Origin of the sequence: Gluconobacter sp. GP1, from assembly GCF_032913585.1 — a bacterium.
Taxonomy (GTDB): Bacteria; Pseudomonadota; Alphaproteobacteria; order Acetobacterales; family Acetobacteraceae; genus Gluconobacter; species Gluconobacter cerinus.
In genome coordinates this window covers 668,333-685,601 of the sequence record NZ_JASGXC010000001.1, presented here as the reverse complement: position 1 = coordinate 685,601, position 17,269 = coordinate 668,333, and the positions used below count along the sequence as shown (strand labels likewise).

General features: G+C 53.0%; 10 protein-coding genes. 5 read left to right on the top strand and 5 right to left on the bottom strand.

The genetic code is table 11. The features are described 5' to 3' along the window. The first annotated feature begins 279 nt into the window (after positions 1-279). Positions 280-2,496, top strand: coding sequence for a family 20 glycosylhydrolase (locus R5H23_RS03120; RefSeq protein ID WP_317214314.1), 2,217 nt, complete (start codon positions 280-282; stop codon positions 2,494-2,496). A 125-nt stretch (positions 2,497-2,621) separates the two neighbouring features. Here R5H23_RS03120 and nagB read toward each other — a convergent pair whose 3' ends face one another. The 4 genes from nagB to R5H23_RS03100 form a co-directional block, all read right to left on the bottom strand. After that, complete coding sequence (gene nagB, locus R5H23_RS03115; protein WP_317214313.1) at positions 2,622-3,419, bottom strand: glucosamine-6-phosphate deaminase; 798 nt, start codon at positions 3,417-3,419, stop codon at positions 2,622-2,624. Beyond that, complete coding sequence (gluP, locus tag R5H23_RS03110) at positions 3,416-4,666, bottom strand: glucose/galactose MFS transporter (protein WP_317214312.1); 1,251 nt, start codon at positions 4,664-4,666, stop codon at positions 3,416-3,418. Before gluP ends, nagB begins: the two co-directional genes overlap by 4 nt. A 122-nt stretch (positions 4,667-4,788) precedes the next feature. Then, the gene (locus R5H23_RS03105; protein WP_202207830.1) at positions 4,789-7,209 is read right to left on the bottom strand and encodes a TonB-dependent receptor; all 2,421 of its coding nucleotides are present in this window, start codon (positions 7,207-7,209) and stop codon (positions 4,789-4,791) included. 206 nt (positions 7,210-7,415) lie between these two features. Next, entirely contained in the window at positions 7,416-8,555 is a 1,140-nt protein-coding gene (locus tag R5H23_RS03100) for an ROK family transcriptional regulator (RefSeq protein ID WP_046901815.1), read from the bottom strand. 216 nt (positions 8,556-8,771) lie between these two features. Here R5H23_RS03100 and R5H23_RS03095 point away from each other — a divergent pair, with 216 nt between their 5' ends. The 4 genes from R5H23_RS03095 to R5H23_RS03080 all read left to right on the top strand — a co-directional run bounded on the left by R5H23_RS03095 (position 8,772) and on the right by R5H23_RS03080 (position 13,997). After that, the gene (locus R5H23_RS03095) at positions 8,772-9,680 is read left to right on the top strand and encodes an ROK family protein (protein WP_317214311.1); all 909 of its coding nucleotides are present in this window, start codon (positions 8,772-8,774) and stop codon (positions 9,678-9,680) included. Between the two features lie 315 nt (positions 9,681-9,995). Continuing rightward, on the top strand, positions 9,996-10,940 hold the full coding sequence (locus R5H23_RS03090; RefSeq protein ID WP_317214310.1) for a sugar phosphate isomerase/epimerase: 945 nt from the start codon (positions 9,996-9,998) through the stop codon (positions 10,938-10,940). Further along, positions 10,937-12,604, top strand: a complete 1,668-nt coding sequence (locus R5H23_RS03085; RefSeq protein WP_317214309.1) for a GMC family oxidoreductase — start codon at positions 10,937-10,939, stop codon at positions 12,602-12,604. The genes R5H23_RS03090 and R5H23_RS03085 overlap by 4 nt, the downstream gene beginning before the upstream one ends. Positions 12,605-12,656: 52 nt before the next feature. Further along, positions 12,657-13,997: a glycoside-pentoside-hexuronide (GPH):cation symporter gene (locus R5H23_RS03080; protein WP_317214308.1), complete on the top strand. Its 1,341-nt coding sequence runs from the start codon at positions 12,657-12,659 to the stop codon at positions 13,995-13,997. Positions 13,998-14,174: 177 nt separating this feature from the next. Here R5H23_RS03080 and R5H23_RS03075 read toward each other — a convergent pair whose 3' ends face one another. Next, positions 14,175-17,267 (bottom strand): CusA/CzcA family heavy metal efflux RND transporter, encoded by a 3,093-nt coding sequence (locus R5H23_RS03075; protein WP_317214307.1) that lies wholly within the window; start codon positions 17,265-17,267, stop codon positions 14,175-14,177. Positions 17,268-17,269 lie beyond the last annotated feature (2 nt).

Genomic DNA, 17,269 nt, shown 5'->3' with positions numbered 1-17,269 from the left:
TAATGCAACATGAAAATCTATTGACAGAGATTTAATTCCTATCCCGTAATAAGAATACAAAAAATCTTTCGGGGGAGTAGTGAAGAGATGACGTCGAATGAGAGACTTTGCTCTGAATTATGGCCGAAGTTTTTCCCTTTTTAAGCCCCCCCGACTGCATCGATGAGCCTGACGCATTGATGCAGTTATGACGTCTTCGGATCACCGCCCCGAGACCCTGTCTCATGAAGTTTTATGTGAACCGCGAAAATCTCTCCTAACTGATCAGGATAACAGTTTGTGAAAAAACGCCTTCAGCACGCTCTCGCACTTTCTGGGGTCTTGCTCAGTAGTGTCTGCGCATTTTCCTTGTCTCAAGCGCATGCGCAATCCCAGGAGGCATTGTCTTCCAGCCCGGTTTTGCTGCCTGTTCCCGCCCACGTGAGTTTGAGCAGTCGATCCGTTCCCTTCCAAGGCGTGAAGGTCGTTTGGGACGGAAAAGCCACAGCTCTTGAACAGCGAGCCGTGGCCCGGTTTCTCGGCCGACTGGAAAAATTACATGGCGGTTCAGATAACACCGAACCCAAAACCGTCCTGCATATTCGAGCCGGGCAGGACCCTGCTTATCTGACGGTAAATGAACGGGAAGGATACAGTCTGTCCGTAAAGGGGCAGAATATTCAACTTGAGGCAGGTGGACCGGCCGGCGTGATCCACGGCCTCGCTACTCTTCTGCAGCTTGTGCAGCCAGGTCCGTCAGGTCGCCAGATTGCTGAGGGCGATATTCAGGATGCCCCGCGGTTTTCCTGGCGTGGCCTCATGATTGATGTCTCCCGACATTTCATGTCTGTCGAAACTATGGAGCGCCAGCTTGATGCGATGGAACTCACAAAGCTCAACGTTCTACACTGGCATCTGAGTGATGGGACGGGCTTCCGGATCCAGAGCCTTCGTTACCCGAAGCTTCAGGATATTGGCGCCCATCACCAGTATTATACGCAATCCCAGGTCCGAAGCATTGTCCAATATGCTGCCGATCGTGGGATCAGGGTGGTTCCGGAGATCGACATTCCCGGCCATACTCTCTCTCTCTTGCAAGCCTACCCAGAGCTGGCAGCGCAACAACCCGTGTTGGTGACTGATGCCGCGGGCAGAGCATGTACGACGAGTTCAGCGGATGGGCAGACAACGACGAACTGTAGCCGCAGACCCAATCTGAATAACGCGGCACTGAACCCGGTCAGTCCTCAGGTCATTGATTTTGCGGCAAATCTCTATGCCGAAATCGGAAGGCTTTTTCCGGATCGCTACATCCATTCGGGTGGGGACGAGGTTCAGGATCAGCAGTGGCTGGATAACCCGGCGATCGTCTCTTACATGAAGGCCAATGGCTATAAGGATGTCCCAGCGCTTCAGGCAGCCTTCACGGCCAAGATTGAAAAGGCTTTGGCCGCGCAAGGCAAGATCATGATGGGGTGGGACGAAGTTAGCGAAGCGCCCATTCCGAAAGATGTTGTGGTTGAAGTCTGGCGAAACGCGAAATGGACTGGGTCTGCCACGAAGGCCGGCCATCCGGTAGTAGTGTCTGCCGGATACTATCTGGATCTTCTGTACTCCTCAGCCAACCACTATGCCGTTGATCCGGATGCGACGCGCCCGGCTAATATAAGCGCTGAAGACGCCGAGCGGCTGCGTCATCAAACGTTGGATCGCCTGGAACGTGCTTTTGCTCCAGATCCGGATATGGCGCCTCTGGACGAAGCCCAACGCAAGCTGGTCCTGGGCGGGGAAGCGCCGTTGTGGGCGGAAATTGTATCTGATGAGATGCTGGATGCACGGCTATGGCCGCGTTCGGCAGCGATTGCTGAACGCTTCTGGTCGCCGGAAACAGTTCAGGATGTTGACGATCTGTATCGTAGGCTTCCCGTTGTCATGAATGAACTCGAGAGCACGGGCCTTCTCGCACGCGAGCATACGGACCGGATGATTGCAGAACTCACACCGAGCAACATTACTCCACTTACGGTGCTAACGTCCGTAACCGTGCCGGTGCAGAACTATGCGTTGAACCATTTGGCAGGCCCCACAGGGGATGCGATGCTCAAAAGTCCAGCCGCTATTGCTTCGCCGGATAGCTTCAGCGCCATAGAATTCAACGCTCTGGCGAAGCGCTATGCCGCAGGGGACAAGAGTGCCGCCGCTGAGCTTCGAGCCTCCTTAAGTGTCTGGGCAGCTAATGATGCAGCTTATACACAAGTTGCGACGACGCCTCAGCTCCAGTTGGCTGAGCCTGTCTCCAAGCAGCTCTCTCAATTGGCGTTGATCGGGCTGGAGGCAATGGAACCTGGAGCTCATAATCGTGCCTGGCACAAAAAGGCTCAGCACTTGCTGGCGGAACAGGATTTGACGTTGATCGACCCAACAAGCTTTGCAGGAAAGGAGCGCGTTATTCCGCCGAGCGGTTTGCTGATTGCTATCGTTCCAGGAATTCACGCACTGGTTCAAAGCGCCAGGTAAGGTTTGCTATTTCCGGCGCAACGGGGTTCATACCCAGCGCCGGATTAAGTCTTCTGTTTCTATTATGGTCGAGAACCTGATGAAAATTGACGGGGCAGAGAATAAAAATCTTGCCCCGCTACGCCTTACAGACAATCCGTCAAAGCCATCAGTTCAGGATCGTGCTTCATTTGCCAATCGATGGCTTCGCGCGCGACTAACGCGGATGCTGCGTCTTCATCTAAAATGACCAAGCACGATGGATGGTATTGCAATGCTGATCCTGGGACAGCTGCAGTAACCGGCCCTTCAATCATCTGTGCGGCAATTTGCGCCTTAGCTGGGCCCGTGACGACCATGAGAGCCATATGTGACTCAAGGATTGTTGCTGTTCCCATCGTGATGGCCCGAGAGGGAACGCTGTCTGGGTTGCCCCCAAACATCTCCGCGTTCTGCTCAAGTGTGGTCTGAGCAAGAGTGATGGCGCGTGTTCGGCAGTTTAGTGAAGAAAGTGGTTCATTGAACCCAATATGTCCATTTTGGCCTAACCCGAGAAGTTGAAGGTCGATACCTCCAGCCTGAGCAATAGCGGCTTCGTAATTTTTGGCTTCTGCGTCTACGTCACTTGCCGCACCATTAGGAACGTGCGTGCTGTTCGGCGAAACATTAACTTTCGAAAACAAATGCTCCTGCATGTAATAATGGTAAGACTGCTCGTTCGCAGCATCTAGCCCAATATATTCATCCAGATTGAATGTTGTTACGGACGAAAAATCCAAATTGCTTTTACGGTGTTCCGTAACAAGAAGCTTATAGATTGCTTCCATTGTGCGCCCGGTTGCGAGCCCAAGGACGGATGCGGGTTTCTTCACTATCTGACGCTTCAAAACATGGGCGGCGACAGTTCGAGCGGATGCCGCATCCGGGCAAATCAAGATTTTCATGCCTCGGGAGCTCCTGCAGGCGTTTTGACAAGGTTAGCGAGCGTTGGTTGAGTTTTTATCAGGATAACAGTCATCCAAAGCCCGATGAAGAGGTAGGATGGGATTACTAGTCCCATAAAGGCCGAAGTTGTTCCAAGCTCTGGGATCAGATGAACAAAGATCTGAGGGAGCACAGCGCCTCCGGAAAAGGCCATGACCAGAAAGGCTGTTGCCTTTGCGCCGTCAGCACCGGCTTCTGCGAGTACAATGGGAAAGAGGGCAGGTAGGATCATGGCATTGGTGAAGCCCAGTAATGCTACACACAACACAGGTGCGATCCCATGTGTCGTTAGCGCTATCAGGCAGATGAGGATCCCAACAATGCAAGACACAATCATGTAGCGTTCCTGGCTAATAAATTGCGGAACGACGACCATACCAACAAGATATCCAGCCATCATTGATGCGAGCGTCATAGCCGTCAGATACTTGGTTACATCGAGAGAGAGGCCGTGAGAGCGCCCAAAAAGCCCAATCGCATCCCCTGCCAAAACCTCAATGCCCACGTAGAGGAACATGGCAAGTACCCCAGTGGCTAGTCTCAGCGAATTCCTGCGGCGCCCTGAACTTTGTGCTGGAACGTCTTGCTCCATTGTAATTTCAGGGAGAGAAGATCGCGCAACAAGAAATGCCAACAGCCCGAGCAGGCCAGCCATCACGCGGTACGGCGTATGTACGGCATTGGTAAAGCCTGTGAGAATAGCGTCACGTTCCGGTCCGGCAGGTGTGTTATGGATGCTGGCCGCAACGTCTCCGACGTGCGGCATGACGATAATTGCGAACAGGGCAGGGGCTACAATGCCTGCAAACTTGTTCGCCACCCCCATAATGGCAATTCGCTGAGCCGCACGGTCGTGATCGCCAAGGAAGCTGACATAGGGATTGATTGTGATTTGAAGGAGCGAGAGACCTGCGCCAATCACAGTCAATCCGCTGAGCGCCCCTGCATACCAACGTGCGTTAACACACTCCCCGAACAGGCCGGTGCCAAGAGCCATAATGGCCAGCGATACAACCAGGCCATGTCGCAAGCCAATCCGCTTGGATAGCAAGGTCGCGGGAAGGGGAAAGACAAAATATGCAAGATAAAAACACACGGGAACAAGAAAGGATGCCACGTCACTAAGGTTGAAGGCAACCTGTACAAAAGTGATGAGGGGTCCATTCAGCCAGGTAACAAACCCTATGCTGAAAAAAAGGGCGGCCATGATAAGAACAGGCCGCCATCCATAAGCCCCGGCAGGGCTCGATATGGGAAACTTGAACAAAAGATCGCCCTCTCAATAGGCTGCTGACCAGTATTGATGTGATCAGCAGCCTGTCGTGGGAATTAGAAGCCTGTGGAAAGCGAGACCATCGCCGCGAACACGCCACCAACATAATAAACTGGTGCGCTGGCATTTGCGGTCGCACCTGTGGAAGTCAGGTGGGCCTTGGCATTGGAGGTGTAGCTCGAACCGGATAGATAATGGTTGTCGCCAAGGTTGGTGAGGTTCAACTGAATCTGTGGGTGCTTGATACGCCCATAAGAGTTCATACGGTAACCAAGTGCGATGTTTGACGTAATGTACGACGGCATCTTCTGGTCGTTCATGAACGTCGTGTACTGGGAGTCCACATATCGCAGATCAAAGTTGCCGAAGAAGTGCCCGTCATCATAGTTCAGGCCGACTGCAGCAGTGAACTTCGGGGCGCCAACCGCAATCTTGCCGGCCGTCGGCAGGAGACCGCTGCCTGTGTTGAAGTCATTATCAAACGTGGAGTGCAGGAACTGACCAGACACATAGGGGCTGAAGTGGTGCCAGCGCGCCAGTCCAAATTCGGCCTGAACACCACGAGACGTCTGGCCACCAATATTGATCGGGGACGCAACCATCATGTTCGTACCCGGGATGTAGCCCGTTGATGTAACCTGATGGTTCGTGATGTTGATGTTAAACAGTGACATCGCAAAGTTGTAGAGTTTGTCCTGGTGACGATAGCCAATTTCTTCGCTGATCGAATATTCAGGTTTCAGGCTCTGCGGCTGCATCACAGCATGGGCGGAGTTCGGATCGAAAATTTGGGAATAGGCTTCAACAGACTCTGGTGCACGGAAAGACGTGGTGCCGTTGATATAGATCTGATCCTGCTTGGTGATCTGATAGCTGGCAGAGAACTGCGGCAGCGGCTCGAAATAGTTACCCTGCATCTTGTAAGGATCAGCGCCTGGGATTAGGTTGGTACCCTGACGTGACACCATGGCAACCCGGAAGCCCGCGCTAAGCGTGAGCTTATCGTTCAGCAGCTTCTGGGTGTCAGCAATAAACAGCGTGTTGACCTGCTGCATGAAATTCAGGTCGTAACCGGACAAGATCTTGCCGTTTAGTCGAATCACGCCACCTGAGAGCCCCACACCGTTTGCGTTGACAGGCGTGAAATCTGAAAGCTCTTCATGTGTTGTATACGCATACCACCAGCCGAACGAGAAGGTATTGCTTCTGCTGATGTTCCAATCTGCAGAAGTATTGAGGCCACCAGTCTTTTGATTCCACGGGTCACGGCTGGACGTCAGGATGTTGCCATTGACAACCGTTCCACGGTCAAGATTACCGTATTGCTGTGTTCCGTAATATCCGCCACTCGCAGGAATGTTCTCGCCACCAAGAGAGGGACCGAACTGGTGCACATAGTATGGTGTTACCTGGAGATGCAGGTGATCTGAGAGTGTAAAGTGCATTGGCACGACGACGAGCTGCTGATTCAGGTTCTGCTGGTTCAGCTTGTAATAAGAGGCATTTCCCGGAGAGAAAGTCGGGGAGTAGGCAAAGCCGACGCCGTATTGCTTCCACTGCGCCATCGTTGGCGACCGCCATGATGTTGCCTGCTGACGGTTATAGGAGAACATTGCTGAGATGCTGTTTCCGTCGCCCCACTCTTTTACGAACTTTGAATCGACGTGATAACGGAATAGGCCACCTGGTCCACGGGCGCCGTTGTTATAACTCGTGTGCGAGAATGACACGAACCCACGGATGCCCGAGTTTCCAATATTGCCCGTTTCGAGGCGAAGAAATTCTTTGTTAAAGCTGTATGACCCGCCAGCAACATCGATAAAGCCACCAGCTTTCTTCGATGGATTGAGAGCAGACGCTGTGATCTGCCCACCGACAGCATTGTAGAATGGTGCATTTAGATCAGGCGATCCCTGAGAAACCGTGACAGCCCCAAGGTTCTCTGTATCAACCAGCGTGCTGGTATAAGGCGCATAGTTGATCGGATCGGCGAGGGGAGCGCCTTCGAACAGGTAGCCAATCTGCGTCTGGTTCAAGCCCCGCATCTGAATATGATCGCCAGTAATGCCGTAGGGATCCTGACTCGAAACGGTAACGCCAGGAAGGTCCGCAACCAGTGACGTGATATTGGAAGAGGGTGACTGCTTGGCGATAAAGTCACGCGTGATTCCACTCTGGGATCGTGGAGCCGTCTGATGCGGCATGAGACCGCCGCCAGGGGTGCGGTTCGTAACGCCCGTTGCCGATAGGGAATGGGTTGTAACGGAAATCTCTTCTACCGACGGGGTGAATTGCCCCAGAACGGAGGGGCCTGGGCTTGAAGAGTTGGAATGTCGCGACGTGGCAGAAGCCTTGGTGGTTGAGGAGCCTTTGGATGAGGCGGGGGCAGCTTTGTTATCCTGTGCGTTAGCACTCACGCTCACGAGGCTAGCCATCGTGACACAGGAAACCAAAAGCTGACGGAATGTTATGCGCATTGTGACAACTCCACTCTACGGCCCGTCTCAGCGCCGATCTTTCGTTTCTTTATGGCAATCATCATGCAGAGCCGTGTTTTAGTACGCAATAGGTCTCAAAGAAGCGAAACTTAATTCATAATGCGAACAAAACAATTTTCGATCTGCATTCAAAACTGTTGCTAAAAAAGCACGAATTTTGGTGGTTTCTTTTGTCTAGGGTGGCTTCAAACGTCGTCTTGGCCAAAAATGAAATATCGTGCGGCCAAACTTGCCGCCCCTCTCGCAAAGCTATCTGGCTCAAAATCGCGGAAGTGGATCATGGTCCGAGCGCCAACGCGGTTCAGAATGTGGGATTCTGCTTCATGGAGAAGTGCATGCCCATAGACCCCGTTTCTCAGTGCTGTGTCGAGCATGACTACAACGTGGCTTGGATCCAGCATCTGGATGAGTTGCGCTGTCGCGATACCCATGGCTGATCCTGCGCGATGCAGAATTGTCAGTGCTTCAGGGTTGCCGCTTGTAGCCAAAGTTGTGAGCTCCTGAGCGCTGGTTGGAAGCCCAATCTTTCGTGCTGAATTGGATATGGCGAGCAGTGACGCAACTGTCTCCAGGCACCCTTTGTTACCGCATCGACAGGGAAGGGCATCGGAATTTTCCAGCGTTACCGGGGCGTGTGAGATTTCTCCGGCTCCGCCCGAGTTGCCCCAGAGTAGTTTCCCGTTGACGATATGCGCACAGCCGATGCCGTGGCTGACGAAAACCATGCTGAAATCGGGGCTCCCTCTGAGAGGCCCAAAGAGTTCCTCACCGAGGATCAGGGCTTTGGCATCGTTTTCAACCCATGTCGGTAGCCCGGTCTTCTCTGCCATGGCTGTGCCGATGTTGACGTCCCTCCACCCCAGGGCAGTGCAAGCGACGCAGGTATGTCTGTCTCGAGAGACGAACCCGGGAAGCGCAATTCCAATCCCTGAAAGCTTGTCTCCGGCTTCTCCCATGGTCTGCCGTAGTTGCTCAGTTGCTCTGGCAAGGGCACTGATGCACTCATCTGGATCGGTTGGGCGAGGCAGCTCTACACGTGCATGTACTGTGCCGTGTAGATCGGTCAGCACGAGCACCATCGGATCGTCCTGCATGGAAATGCCTATAAACCAGGCAGCATCCGCTCTGACGGCGAGGGAGACAGACGGCCGACCTACTCCGAAAACGAGTTCCCGTTCGGAGAGGATGTCTTTGTCGAGGAGATCTCGGACCAATCCGGAAATAGTCGCTTTGCTGAGCCCCAGGAATTGAGCCAGCTCGGTTCGACTTTTTGAGCCTTCACGACTGAGAGTGCTGAGGATCTGGTAGTGGCCAGCTGAAAGCATTGGTTTTCCTGCTCGTCTCGCAGGAGACGCTAGGTGTGAGATAATTTTTTATCTAAATTATAAACCGTAGAATTACATCAACATATTTACAAAGAACGTCTCGCTCTTTAACCGGATAACGAACGTGGTGAATCTGCCTCACTAAAATTGCTTCGCCGACGAGACTGCTACTGCACGTTTCAGACGGGGCTGCCTCATTCTTAAGCGGACGCATATATGATTCTCTGTGCAGACATAGGTGGTTCATTCATCGATTTTGCCGCTGTGAGGCCAGGAGGCAAACTGGAACACAGAACCGCTGTGCCGACGCCAGTTAATGACCTGACCGCGTTTGTAGACGCTCTCGTCGAACTGTGTCGGCCATGGCCGGAAGTTCCCCTGCATATCGCTATTGCAGGTGTTGAAAATCCTGAAACTGGCATTGTTCATGCCGCCAATATTCCCTGCCTTAAGCAAGCGTCCTTAGGGGAGTTCTTACAAGCCAAGGCCAATAGGCGAGTTCTGATTGCCAATGATGCAGATTGTTTCGCTCTGGCGGAAGCAAGATTTGGCGTCGCGAAGGGGCATCAAAACGTATTCGGCATTATTCTGGGAACGGGTATTGGTGGCGGCCATATACTCAGCGGGAAAATCGTAACTGGCCTGGGCGGAATCACAGGTGAATGGGGGCATTCTCCTACTGTGCTGCCACCGCCATTCATGAATTGTGAGCCTGATCATTCAAATATTGTTCCACTCTTTAAGTGTGGATGTGGGCAGGCAGGGTGCCTGGACACAATAGCAGGAGCCCGCGCGCTTGAGCGCCTGCACCTCTGGGCTGGAGGAGACGTTTCCGATAGCCGCAGCATTCTGACCGCGTGGGAAGGAGGAGACCTTCAAGCTGAAAGGACGATGACGGTTTACCTGTCTTACGTTTCTGCTGCTCTCGCGCATGTCGTTAACATTACGGGATGCACGATCATTCCGGTGGGAGGCGGCTTGGGCAACTCCAAGAGCCTTATAGCGGCGATCGATCGTGCCGTGAGAGAGAAAATTCTTTACCCGACTGAAGCGCCACTTCTCATTCAGGCAACACTCGGGACGGAAGCCGGATTGCTGGGGGCAGCCTGCCTCACTGAAGTGTAGGCAAACGCGCATTACTTAATAAGGGCTTGTCTCTCGTATTGGAGGAATCTCATCATGGTTCCTTCTCGCCTGATTATACGCGGCGGCAGACCAGTTGAGTTTTTGCTATAGACAAAAGACGCTATTGCGCGCCTCCAAAGCACTTAACCCAGTTAGACCCGCCCTGACTTTCAGCTCATTGTGTTCGCAAAATTACAGTGACGTACCTCATGGCAAACGATTGCACACAATCCGTTCCTTCTTCATAATAAAATTCATCTCAAGTGCGTCTATTCCGATCCTCAGCTTTAGAGAGCGGCAACAGAAAGAGCCTGTATGAAAACCGGGACTGATCTGATCACGTTTTATAATCCCGAGTTCTGGGGGGTAACTTCCGAAGACGAAATCGCACGTCTCGCAGAAAAAGACCCTTCCTTCTTCTGGACAAAAATTCTGGATACTCAGGCAGGAACGGGTGTAAGCGGGATAGAGCTGACATTTCCTCCATTTGACTGGAAAAATGCGATGGAAGCCTTTGGTTCCAAAGAGAATCTGGTACAGGAACTGAAAAATAGAGACCTTTCTATATGGTCCAGCTTTTTCGCAGACCTCGACCGTATTCCACTGTCCGAGCACCGCGCTGCAGAAAAGCAAATTCTCACATCGGTTGCCGAAGCAGCAGCATTCCTGTCTTCCGTTGGCGGAAAAGTGCTGGTTGTCGGCCTTCCTTGCCGTACGACATGGCTTTCTGAGCCGGTTCAGTTTGTCGATATGGCGCTTGCCCAACCTATGGCGGATCTGTTGAATCGTATGGGGGCTGTGACTGCTCGTGCAGGCGTAGCTCTCGCATTGCACACCGAAGCAAATTCCGTTTTTTGCGTTCCACGAGATGTGGATCTGTTTATGCTTCTAACTGACCCACGCTATGTTTCTCTCTGTCTGGATCCTGCGCACATTACCATTGAGGGTGGAGATCCGGTTAAACTCCTGGAGCGACATCTTGAGCGTGTGGTGGCGATGCATTGGAAAGATGCGTCAGGTGTGATGCCGATCTCAGTTGAAATCAATGAGACCATTTATGCCCAGCATCGACCGTATTTCCGTCCGATAGGACAGGGAAGCGTCAATTTTGCGGAGTTGGCCACTCGATTAAAAAAATCTCCCCTAAAATGTGGCCCAATTCTGGAGATGGATTCTTGCGCTAATCCAGAAGAGGCGCTGAAAGACGGCGTTCAATTCATCAACACGATTTATGACAGCCTTGAAGGGGCGTCTGCATGAACCGCACCGTGTATGATGTGATCGTTGTGGGATCCGGTGCTGCTGGCAGTTTCGCTGCGAAAGAGCTCGCCGAACAGGGTCTATCGGTGTTGGTTCTGGAGGCTGGCCAGCGGCTTAGGCAATCTGATGTCGAGCCACGTTCTGGTCGAAACTGGTCTCATACAGCCCTTTTTCCTCGTGTGAAGGCAACGCTCTTGGGGCAGCCTATTCAGGCCCGCGTCGCATTTTTCAAAGAGCAACTCCGGCATCTTTTCGTCAATGATTGGGCACATGGCTACACGACACCAAAAGACAGGCCGTTTCTCTGGATCCGCGGCAGGCAGACAGGGGGGCGATTACACGTCTTTGGGCGCGTTTTATTTCGTTGGTCCGATACAGACTTCAAAGGTCGAAGTCTTGGAACAGGACCTGAAGACTGGCCATTGTCCTACGCTGACATTGCGCCGTTCTACGAGAAAGTAGAGCGTTTCCTTGGAATTTGCGGGAATGATGACGGTGTAGAGACCGCGCCCGACGGAATCATGGCAGAGCCTGCGATCCTGACGCCGGAAGAAAAAGGATTTCGAGCTGCTCTGAAGGCACGGTGGGCAGATCGACACACAGTGGCGTGGCGGTTCAACCGTTACAAAAGCTCCCCTTTGCCTGCTGGCTTGGAAGCGGCTCTCGCGAGTGGCCGCACGACACTTCAGTCTGAAGCGATTGTGGAGAAGATTGAAAGCGATTCAGACAGCGGAAGAGCGAGAGGCGTAACATTTGTCCATCGCCGCACTCGCAAACGGCACACGATCTCCGCAAAAGCCGTCGTTGTTTGCGCTTCCCCCATTGAAAGTGTCCGGCTGCTTCTGAATTCCCGTAGTGCAAGACATCCTTCCGGGCTCGGAAACAGTTCAGGCGTCCTGGGTAGATATTTTATGGATCAATGTGCCAGCCTGATGTTTGGGCGCTGGCCTGCGATCGTACGTGAAGGCCAGCCGGAAACTCTTCCAGAACATCCTTTATTTGGCGCGACCGGGGGAATGTATGTGCCTCGATATGAAAATACTGCCGATCATCACGATGCCTCTTTCACCGGTGGCTATACCTATCAGGGGTCGATTGGGCGTTATGATGGACCGGATGCGCAGGGATATCTGCCTGTCACCATGATGTGCTTCGGTGAAATGCTTCCTTATGAAGACAATCGGATTACGCTGAATTATTCCAGAAAGGATCGATGGGGTATTCCCCTTCCTCACATCAGTTGCGGCATCCATTCCAACGAGCGGGCGATGTTAAAGCGCCAAATCCAGGATAGTGCTGACATGATAGAAAGTGGCGGCGGGCTGGTTGATTTCTGGGCTTCCCCCTTAGGTTTAGGGCAGAAAGGCGCTGGGATGTATCCCGCACAAGTCTGGCCAATCCGGTGGTTCATGCGCAAAATGTTTCCGAAAAGTCTGGTAGTGGGCGCCGCCATACATGAAAGTGGGGGTGCTAGAATGGGAAGCGACCCAGCGACTTCATATCTGAATCCGTATGGGCAATGCTGGGAAGTTCCCAACCTGTATGTCACGGATGCATCCAGCTTCCCGACAGGCGGATCACTCGGCACCACATTAACAGTTATGGCGCTCAGTATTCGGGCGTGTGAGCATCTGGCTGCAGAATTAAAAGCGGGGCGCCTCTAAAACAGAGTTCTGCAACACATTCAGAGCTTCCTTCTGCCATTGGAGAGTCGTGATGACAGGCCAGCCAAACGAGATCTCTCGCCGTGAAAAAGTGGCCTATGGTTGTGGAGACCTGTCTTCCAATCTGATGTGGGGTCTGACGTCAGCATATCTGATGTTTTACTACACCGATATCTACGGTATTCCGGCAGCCTCTGTTGCCTGGATCCTACTCATTGCACGCGTGTTCGATGCATTCTGCGATCCAGCAATCGGCTGGGTGGTGGATCGAAAAGGTGGACTCTTTATTCGGCCGTTGATCCGGAATTTGGCAATTCCGCTCGGTATTGCTGATTTTTTTTGTTTCCTGCCGTTACCGCTTTCGCCCACGGGAAAAATACTGTGGGCAGGGGGAACGTATATTATATTCGGCGCAGTATATTCCTGTATCAACACGCCTTACGGTGCTCTCGCTCCCATGATGACCAAGTCAGCGCGCGAACGGGTTGATCTGAATTCGTTCAGAATGATGGGCTGTCAGGTTGGGCAGTTTTGTATTGCCGCGTTAACCATTCCTGCCATTACGTGGCTAGGTGGGGGGAGCAGCATAGCTCATCGGCAGCGGGGAATTACGATATTCGTCCTGCTACTTTCCTGCGTAGGTATTGTTCTATGGCGGATGGTATCCACAAATTGTGTTGCGCGTTATCCAACAACTCCTGCGCGCCATGACGTCCGTAAAACCTTGAGATTACTGTTTAAAAACAGACTCTGGCTCATTTGCAACACTATCGTATTTCAACAGTTTATTGTCATTGCCACACTGTACGGGTTTGCAATTTACTATGTGAAATGTGTGCTCGGTGGAACTGATGCCTTGGGCGGAGCGGTCCTCACGCTTGCAAGTGTCTGCAGCTTTACAGGAGCATTCTTCTGTCCAATAAGCTCGCGCCGTTTCGGGATCATGAAGACAGCTTTCGCGGCAACAGTGGTCCAGGGCATAGCTTATGTAACCATGCTCCTTTGCGGAGCATGGTTGCCGGGATTTTTGATAGCTTTTGTGGCGTTGGCTTTAGGGCAGGGGCTGATGTCCCCCATATCGTATGTTTTCCTTGCAGCCGCAATTGATAATGGCCGTACGGTTGACGGGACCGGTGCCGCAGGCCTGGCGTATTCGATCAATACATTGATTTCAAAAGTGTCTATGGGCGTCACTGGCTTCGTTCTGGCACTCTGCCTGTCCTATGGTCATTATGACGCTACATCTCTAGTGCTAAACCAGAGCACCGCTGCGTGGGTCACCGCGGGATTTGTTATTCTACCTCTGGTGTCCGTCATCATACAGTATGGCCTTTTATTGCTCTGGAAATCAGTTCGAGGAACAGAAAAAGAGTTTCCTGTTACTTCTCATTGACTATGCCTTCACTGCAAAAAATAAAGTTTGTGTCAAAAATTACGAATCTTCTGTCAGCGGTGATTAATGGCATATGTATGGAATAATCAGATAGCGACGCAGCAAAGATGCAAAAGGTTAATTCTGCATCTTCGCTGCCACTGACACATGGCTTCTGATACTGACCTCCGACGCAACTTAACCTGCGGAAGACGTAGGTTTCGTGCTTTTCAAATCTGACCGACGGCTGAAAAAGAACGCATAGAGGGACGGGAGGACCAGAAGCGTGAGCAGCGTTGACGACACCAGTCCACCAATCACGACGGTTGCCAGCGGCCGTTCTACTTCGGCTCCGGCACTCCCGGAAAATGCCATGGGAAAAAAGCCCAGGCTCGCCACGGACGCGGTTGCGATAACGGGGCGCAACCGAACCCGAGCAGCCTCGAATGCTGCTTGAGCGGCCTCCATGCCTTCGTCCCGATAGGTCCGGATCTGGGACACCAGGACCACACCATTAAGGATGGCAACGCCAAACAGGGCAATGAAACCAATACCGGCTGCAATACTGAAAGGCATACCTCGTATAGCGAGCGCCAGAATGCCGCCCGTTGCGGCCACAGGAAGGTTCACGAACACCAGAGCTGCCGTACCCAAAGAAGAAAGTGCGGCCACCAAAAGGATAAAAATAAGGGCAAGCGCGATTGGCACGACGATAGCGAGCCGTCGGCTGGCAGATTCAAGGTTCCGGAACTGACCCGCCCAGGACATCCGGTATCCCGGGGGCAGGACAACCTGCTTTTCAACTGCTGCCTGTGCGGCCTTCACAAAGCTCGCGACATCTCGCCCACGGACGTTAGCCTGTACAATGATACGTCTGCGCAGGCTGTCACGATCTATGCGGGACGTCCCATCAACTAGCGAAATATGGGCAACTTCGTTGAGCAGAACCCAGCCGGCTCCATCTGCGCGTCGTACTTGGAGCCGGCCCACGCGATCCATGGATTTTACAGCGTCGCTCGCAAACTGGACCTGAGCCGGAATAATGGCGTTTTCCAGCGTAATGAACGTGCCTGTATGGCCGCCAATGGCCTCTATGGTTTGAAGAATGTCCGAGACATTCACCCCAAGACGAGCCGCTGAGTCCCGATCTACGTCAACATGCATGTAGGACATCGTGCCCTCACTGGCGGAGTTCACATCCGCTGCACCCGGGACGCTGTTGATTGCCTTGATCGTTGTATTGGCCAGCCGTGACAGTGTCTCCAGATCATCTCCGTAGATTGAAATTGCGAGCTGCGTTCTGACGCCGGAGAGGAGGTCGTCCATTCGCATCTGGATAGGCTGCGTCCAGGAGTAATCTGCGTCTGGCAGGCGCTCATTCAGGGCGGCGCTCATCTTTTTGACAAGCCCAGCTTCAGTCCCGGCCGTTGTCCATTCCGATCTGGGCTTGAGAAACACGAACGTATCTGTTTCAGCGGTACCCATAGGATCTGTGGGGATGGCTGAGGTTCCCGTGTTGCTGACCACAGTTGCAACGTCAGGGAAGCTCTTGAGAATACGCTCTTCCTCAGTCACGCCCCGTAAAACTGTATCCAGCGAGGCGCTCGGAAGCCGTAGTGATGTGACGAGAAGAGACCCTTCATCAAGCTGGGGAACAAACTCACCGCCAAGGCGCGACGCAACAAGTACGGCTATGGCGAATGTTGTGAGTGTAATGCCAGTCAGGAGTTTCGCGTGGTGTTCGCTCCAGGCAAGTGCGGGTTCGTAGTAGCGGCGTACAAATCGCACAAAGCGTGTTTCCCGATCGACCAGACCAAACCGCATGACCAATGCCGCGAGTGTCGGGATGCAGATGACGCAGTAAAGAAGGGACGCAACCAGCGCCATAATGACCGTCTGGGCCATCGGCCTGAACATCTTCCCCTCAATTCCCTGAAGGGTGAGGATGGGAAGATAGACGATAATGATGATGAAAATTGCAAAGCTGACAGGGCGGATAACGCTCAGGAGTGCATGATGAGCGAGTGTTTTGAAGTCGTTCTTGTTGGTGGCTTTGTCCCGGGTGGCCAGAAGATGCTCCACGACAACGAGCGAACTGTCGACGATCATGCCGAAATCTATGGCCCCGAGACTTAGTAGATTGGCAGAGACGCCAAACCACCGCATACCCGCCATGGCGAATATCAGGGCTGCCGGGATAACAGACGCAATGACAAAAGCAGCTCGCCAGTCGCCCAGGACAACAATCAGAACGCCAATTACCAGAATGGCGCCGATCACCAGGTTTTCCTTGACCGTTCCGATTGTTTCAGAGGTCAGGCTGGCCCGCGTATAAAACGGGTCAAGCTTGATGCCGGGTGGAAGAGACTGCCGAATTTCTGGAAGGGCTGCATTGATCGCGTCCAGAGTGGCATTTGAGCTGGCCCCATTCTGCATCAGAACGACGCCATTGACGATCTCGCCCTTACCGTCACGCGTCACGGCACCCAGACGCGTACGGGAGCCGAGAGCAACTTTCCCCATATCGCGGATCCGAATGACATGGCCACGGGGGCCCGTTTTGACGGGTATCAGGCCGAATGCGTCGAGGCCCGTCACCCGCGCACGAGCGACGATCACCTGCTGCTCATCATGATGAGCAATCCAGCCTCCGCCGGACGATGCGTTATTGGTCTCAATAGCCTGATCGATGTCCTGGATAGATACGCCGTATGCAACCATTCTGGACGGGGCGAGCGTCAGTTCGAAGGTTTCTTCCGCACCACCATTGACATTGACGTCAACGACGCCCGGAACGAGCTTCAGCTGGGGCACAACGGTCCACGTCATGATCCGATTGAGATCGGTGAGGGAATAGCCTGCTCCCATGATCTGAATCTGCATGATCTCGCCCATACCGGTGGCAAGAGGGCCCATCGTGATGGATATTCCGGGAACCGAGATCGTATCCCGCGCCTGCTGCAGACGCTGACTGACGCGTGTCCGATCCAGATCAATGTCTGTTGCATCCGAGAACTGCAGATAGACAGCGGACACACCCGTACGAGACACAGACCGAAGATCAGTGACCCCGGGTATCCCCGTGAGGTTTGTCTCAAGCGGGAAGGTGATAAGTTTTTCAACTTCCTCCGTTGCAAGACCCGGTGCCGTGACAGAAACCATGACCTGACGGGGAGAGATGTCGGGCACTGGTTCCACGGGCAAACCGGGAATAGTGAGAAGACCACCGACCAGCAGTGCGGCGACAAGGCCGAATAGGAGAAATGTATTTTTCTGAATGAACGCCAGCATAT

Coding starts and splice junctions, on each gene's coding strand:
- gluP (WP_317214312.1), bottom strand. CDS start 4,666: ATGGCCGCCCTTTTTTTCAGCATAGGGTTTGTTACCTGGCTGAATGGA.
- R5H23_RS03090 (WP_317214310.1), top strand. CDS start 9,996: ATGAAAACCGGGACTGATCTGATCACGTTTTATAATCCCGAGTTCTGG.
- R5H23_RS03075 (WP_317214307.1), bottom strand. CDS start 17,267: ATGCTGGCGTTCATTCAGAAAAATACATTTCTCCTATTCGGCCTTGTC.
- R5H23_RS03080 (WP_317214308.1), top strand. CDS start 12,657: ATGACAGGCCAGCCAAACGAGATCTCTCGCCGTGAAAAAGTGGCCTAT.
- R5H23_RS03085 (WP_317214309.1), top strand. CDS start 10,937: ATGAACCGCACCGTGTATGATGTGATCGTTGTGGGATCCGGTGCTGCT.
- R5H23_RS03095 (WP_317214311.1), top strand. CDS start 8,772: ATGATTCTCTGTGCAGACATAGGTGGTTCATTCATCGATTTTGCCGCT.
- R5H23_RS03105 (WP_202207830.1), bottom strand. CDS start 7,209: ATGCGCATAACATTCCGTCAGCTTTTGGTTTCCTGTGTCACGATGGCT.
- nagB (WP_317214313.1), bottom strand. CDS start 3,419: ATGAAAATCTTGATTTGCCCGGATGCGGCATCCGCTCGAACTGTCGCC.
- R5H23_RS03100 (WP_046901815.1), bottom strand. CDS start 8,555: ATGCTTTCAGCTGGCCACTACCAGATCCTCAGCACTCTCAGTCGTGAA.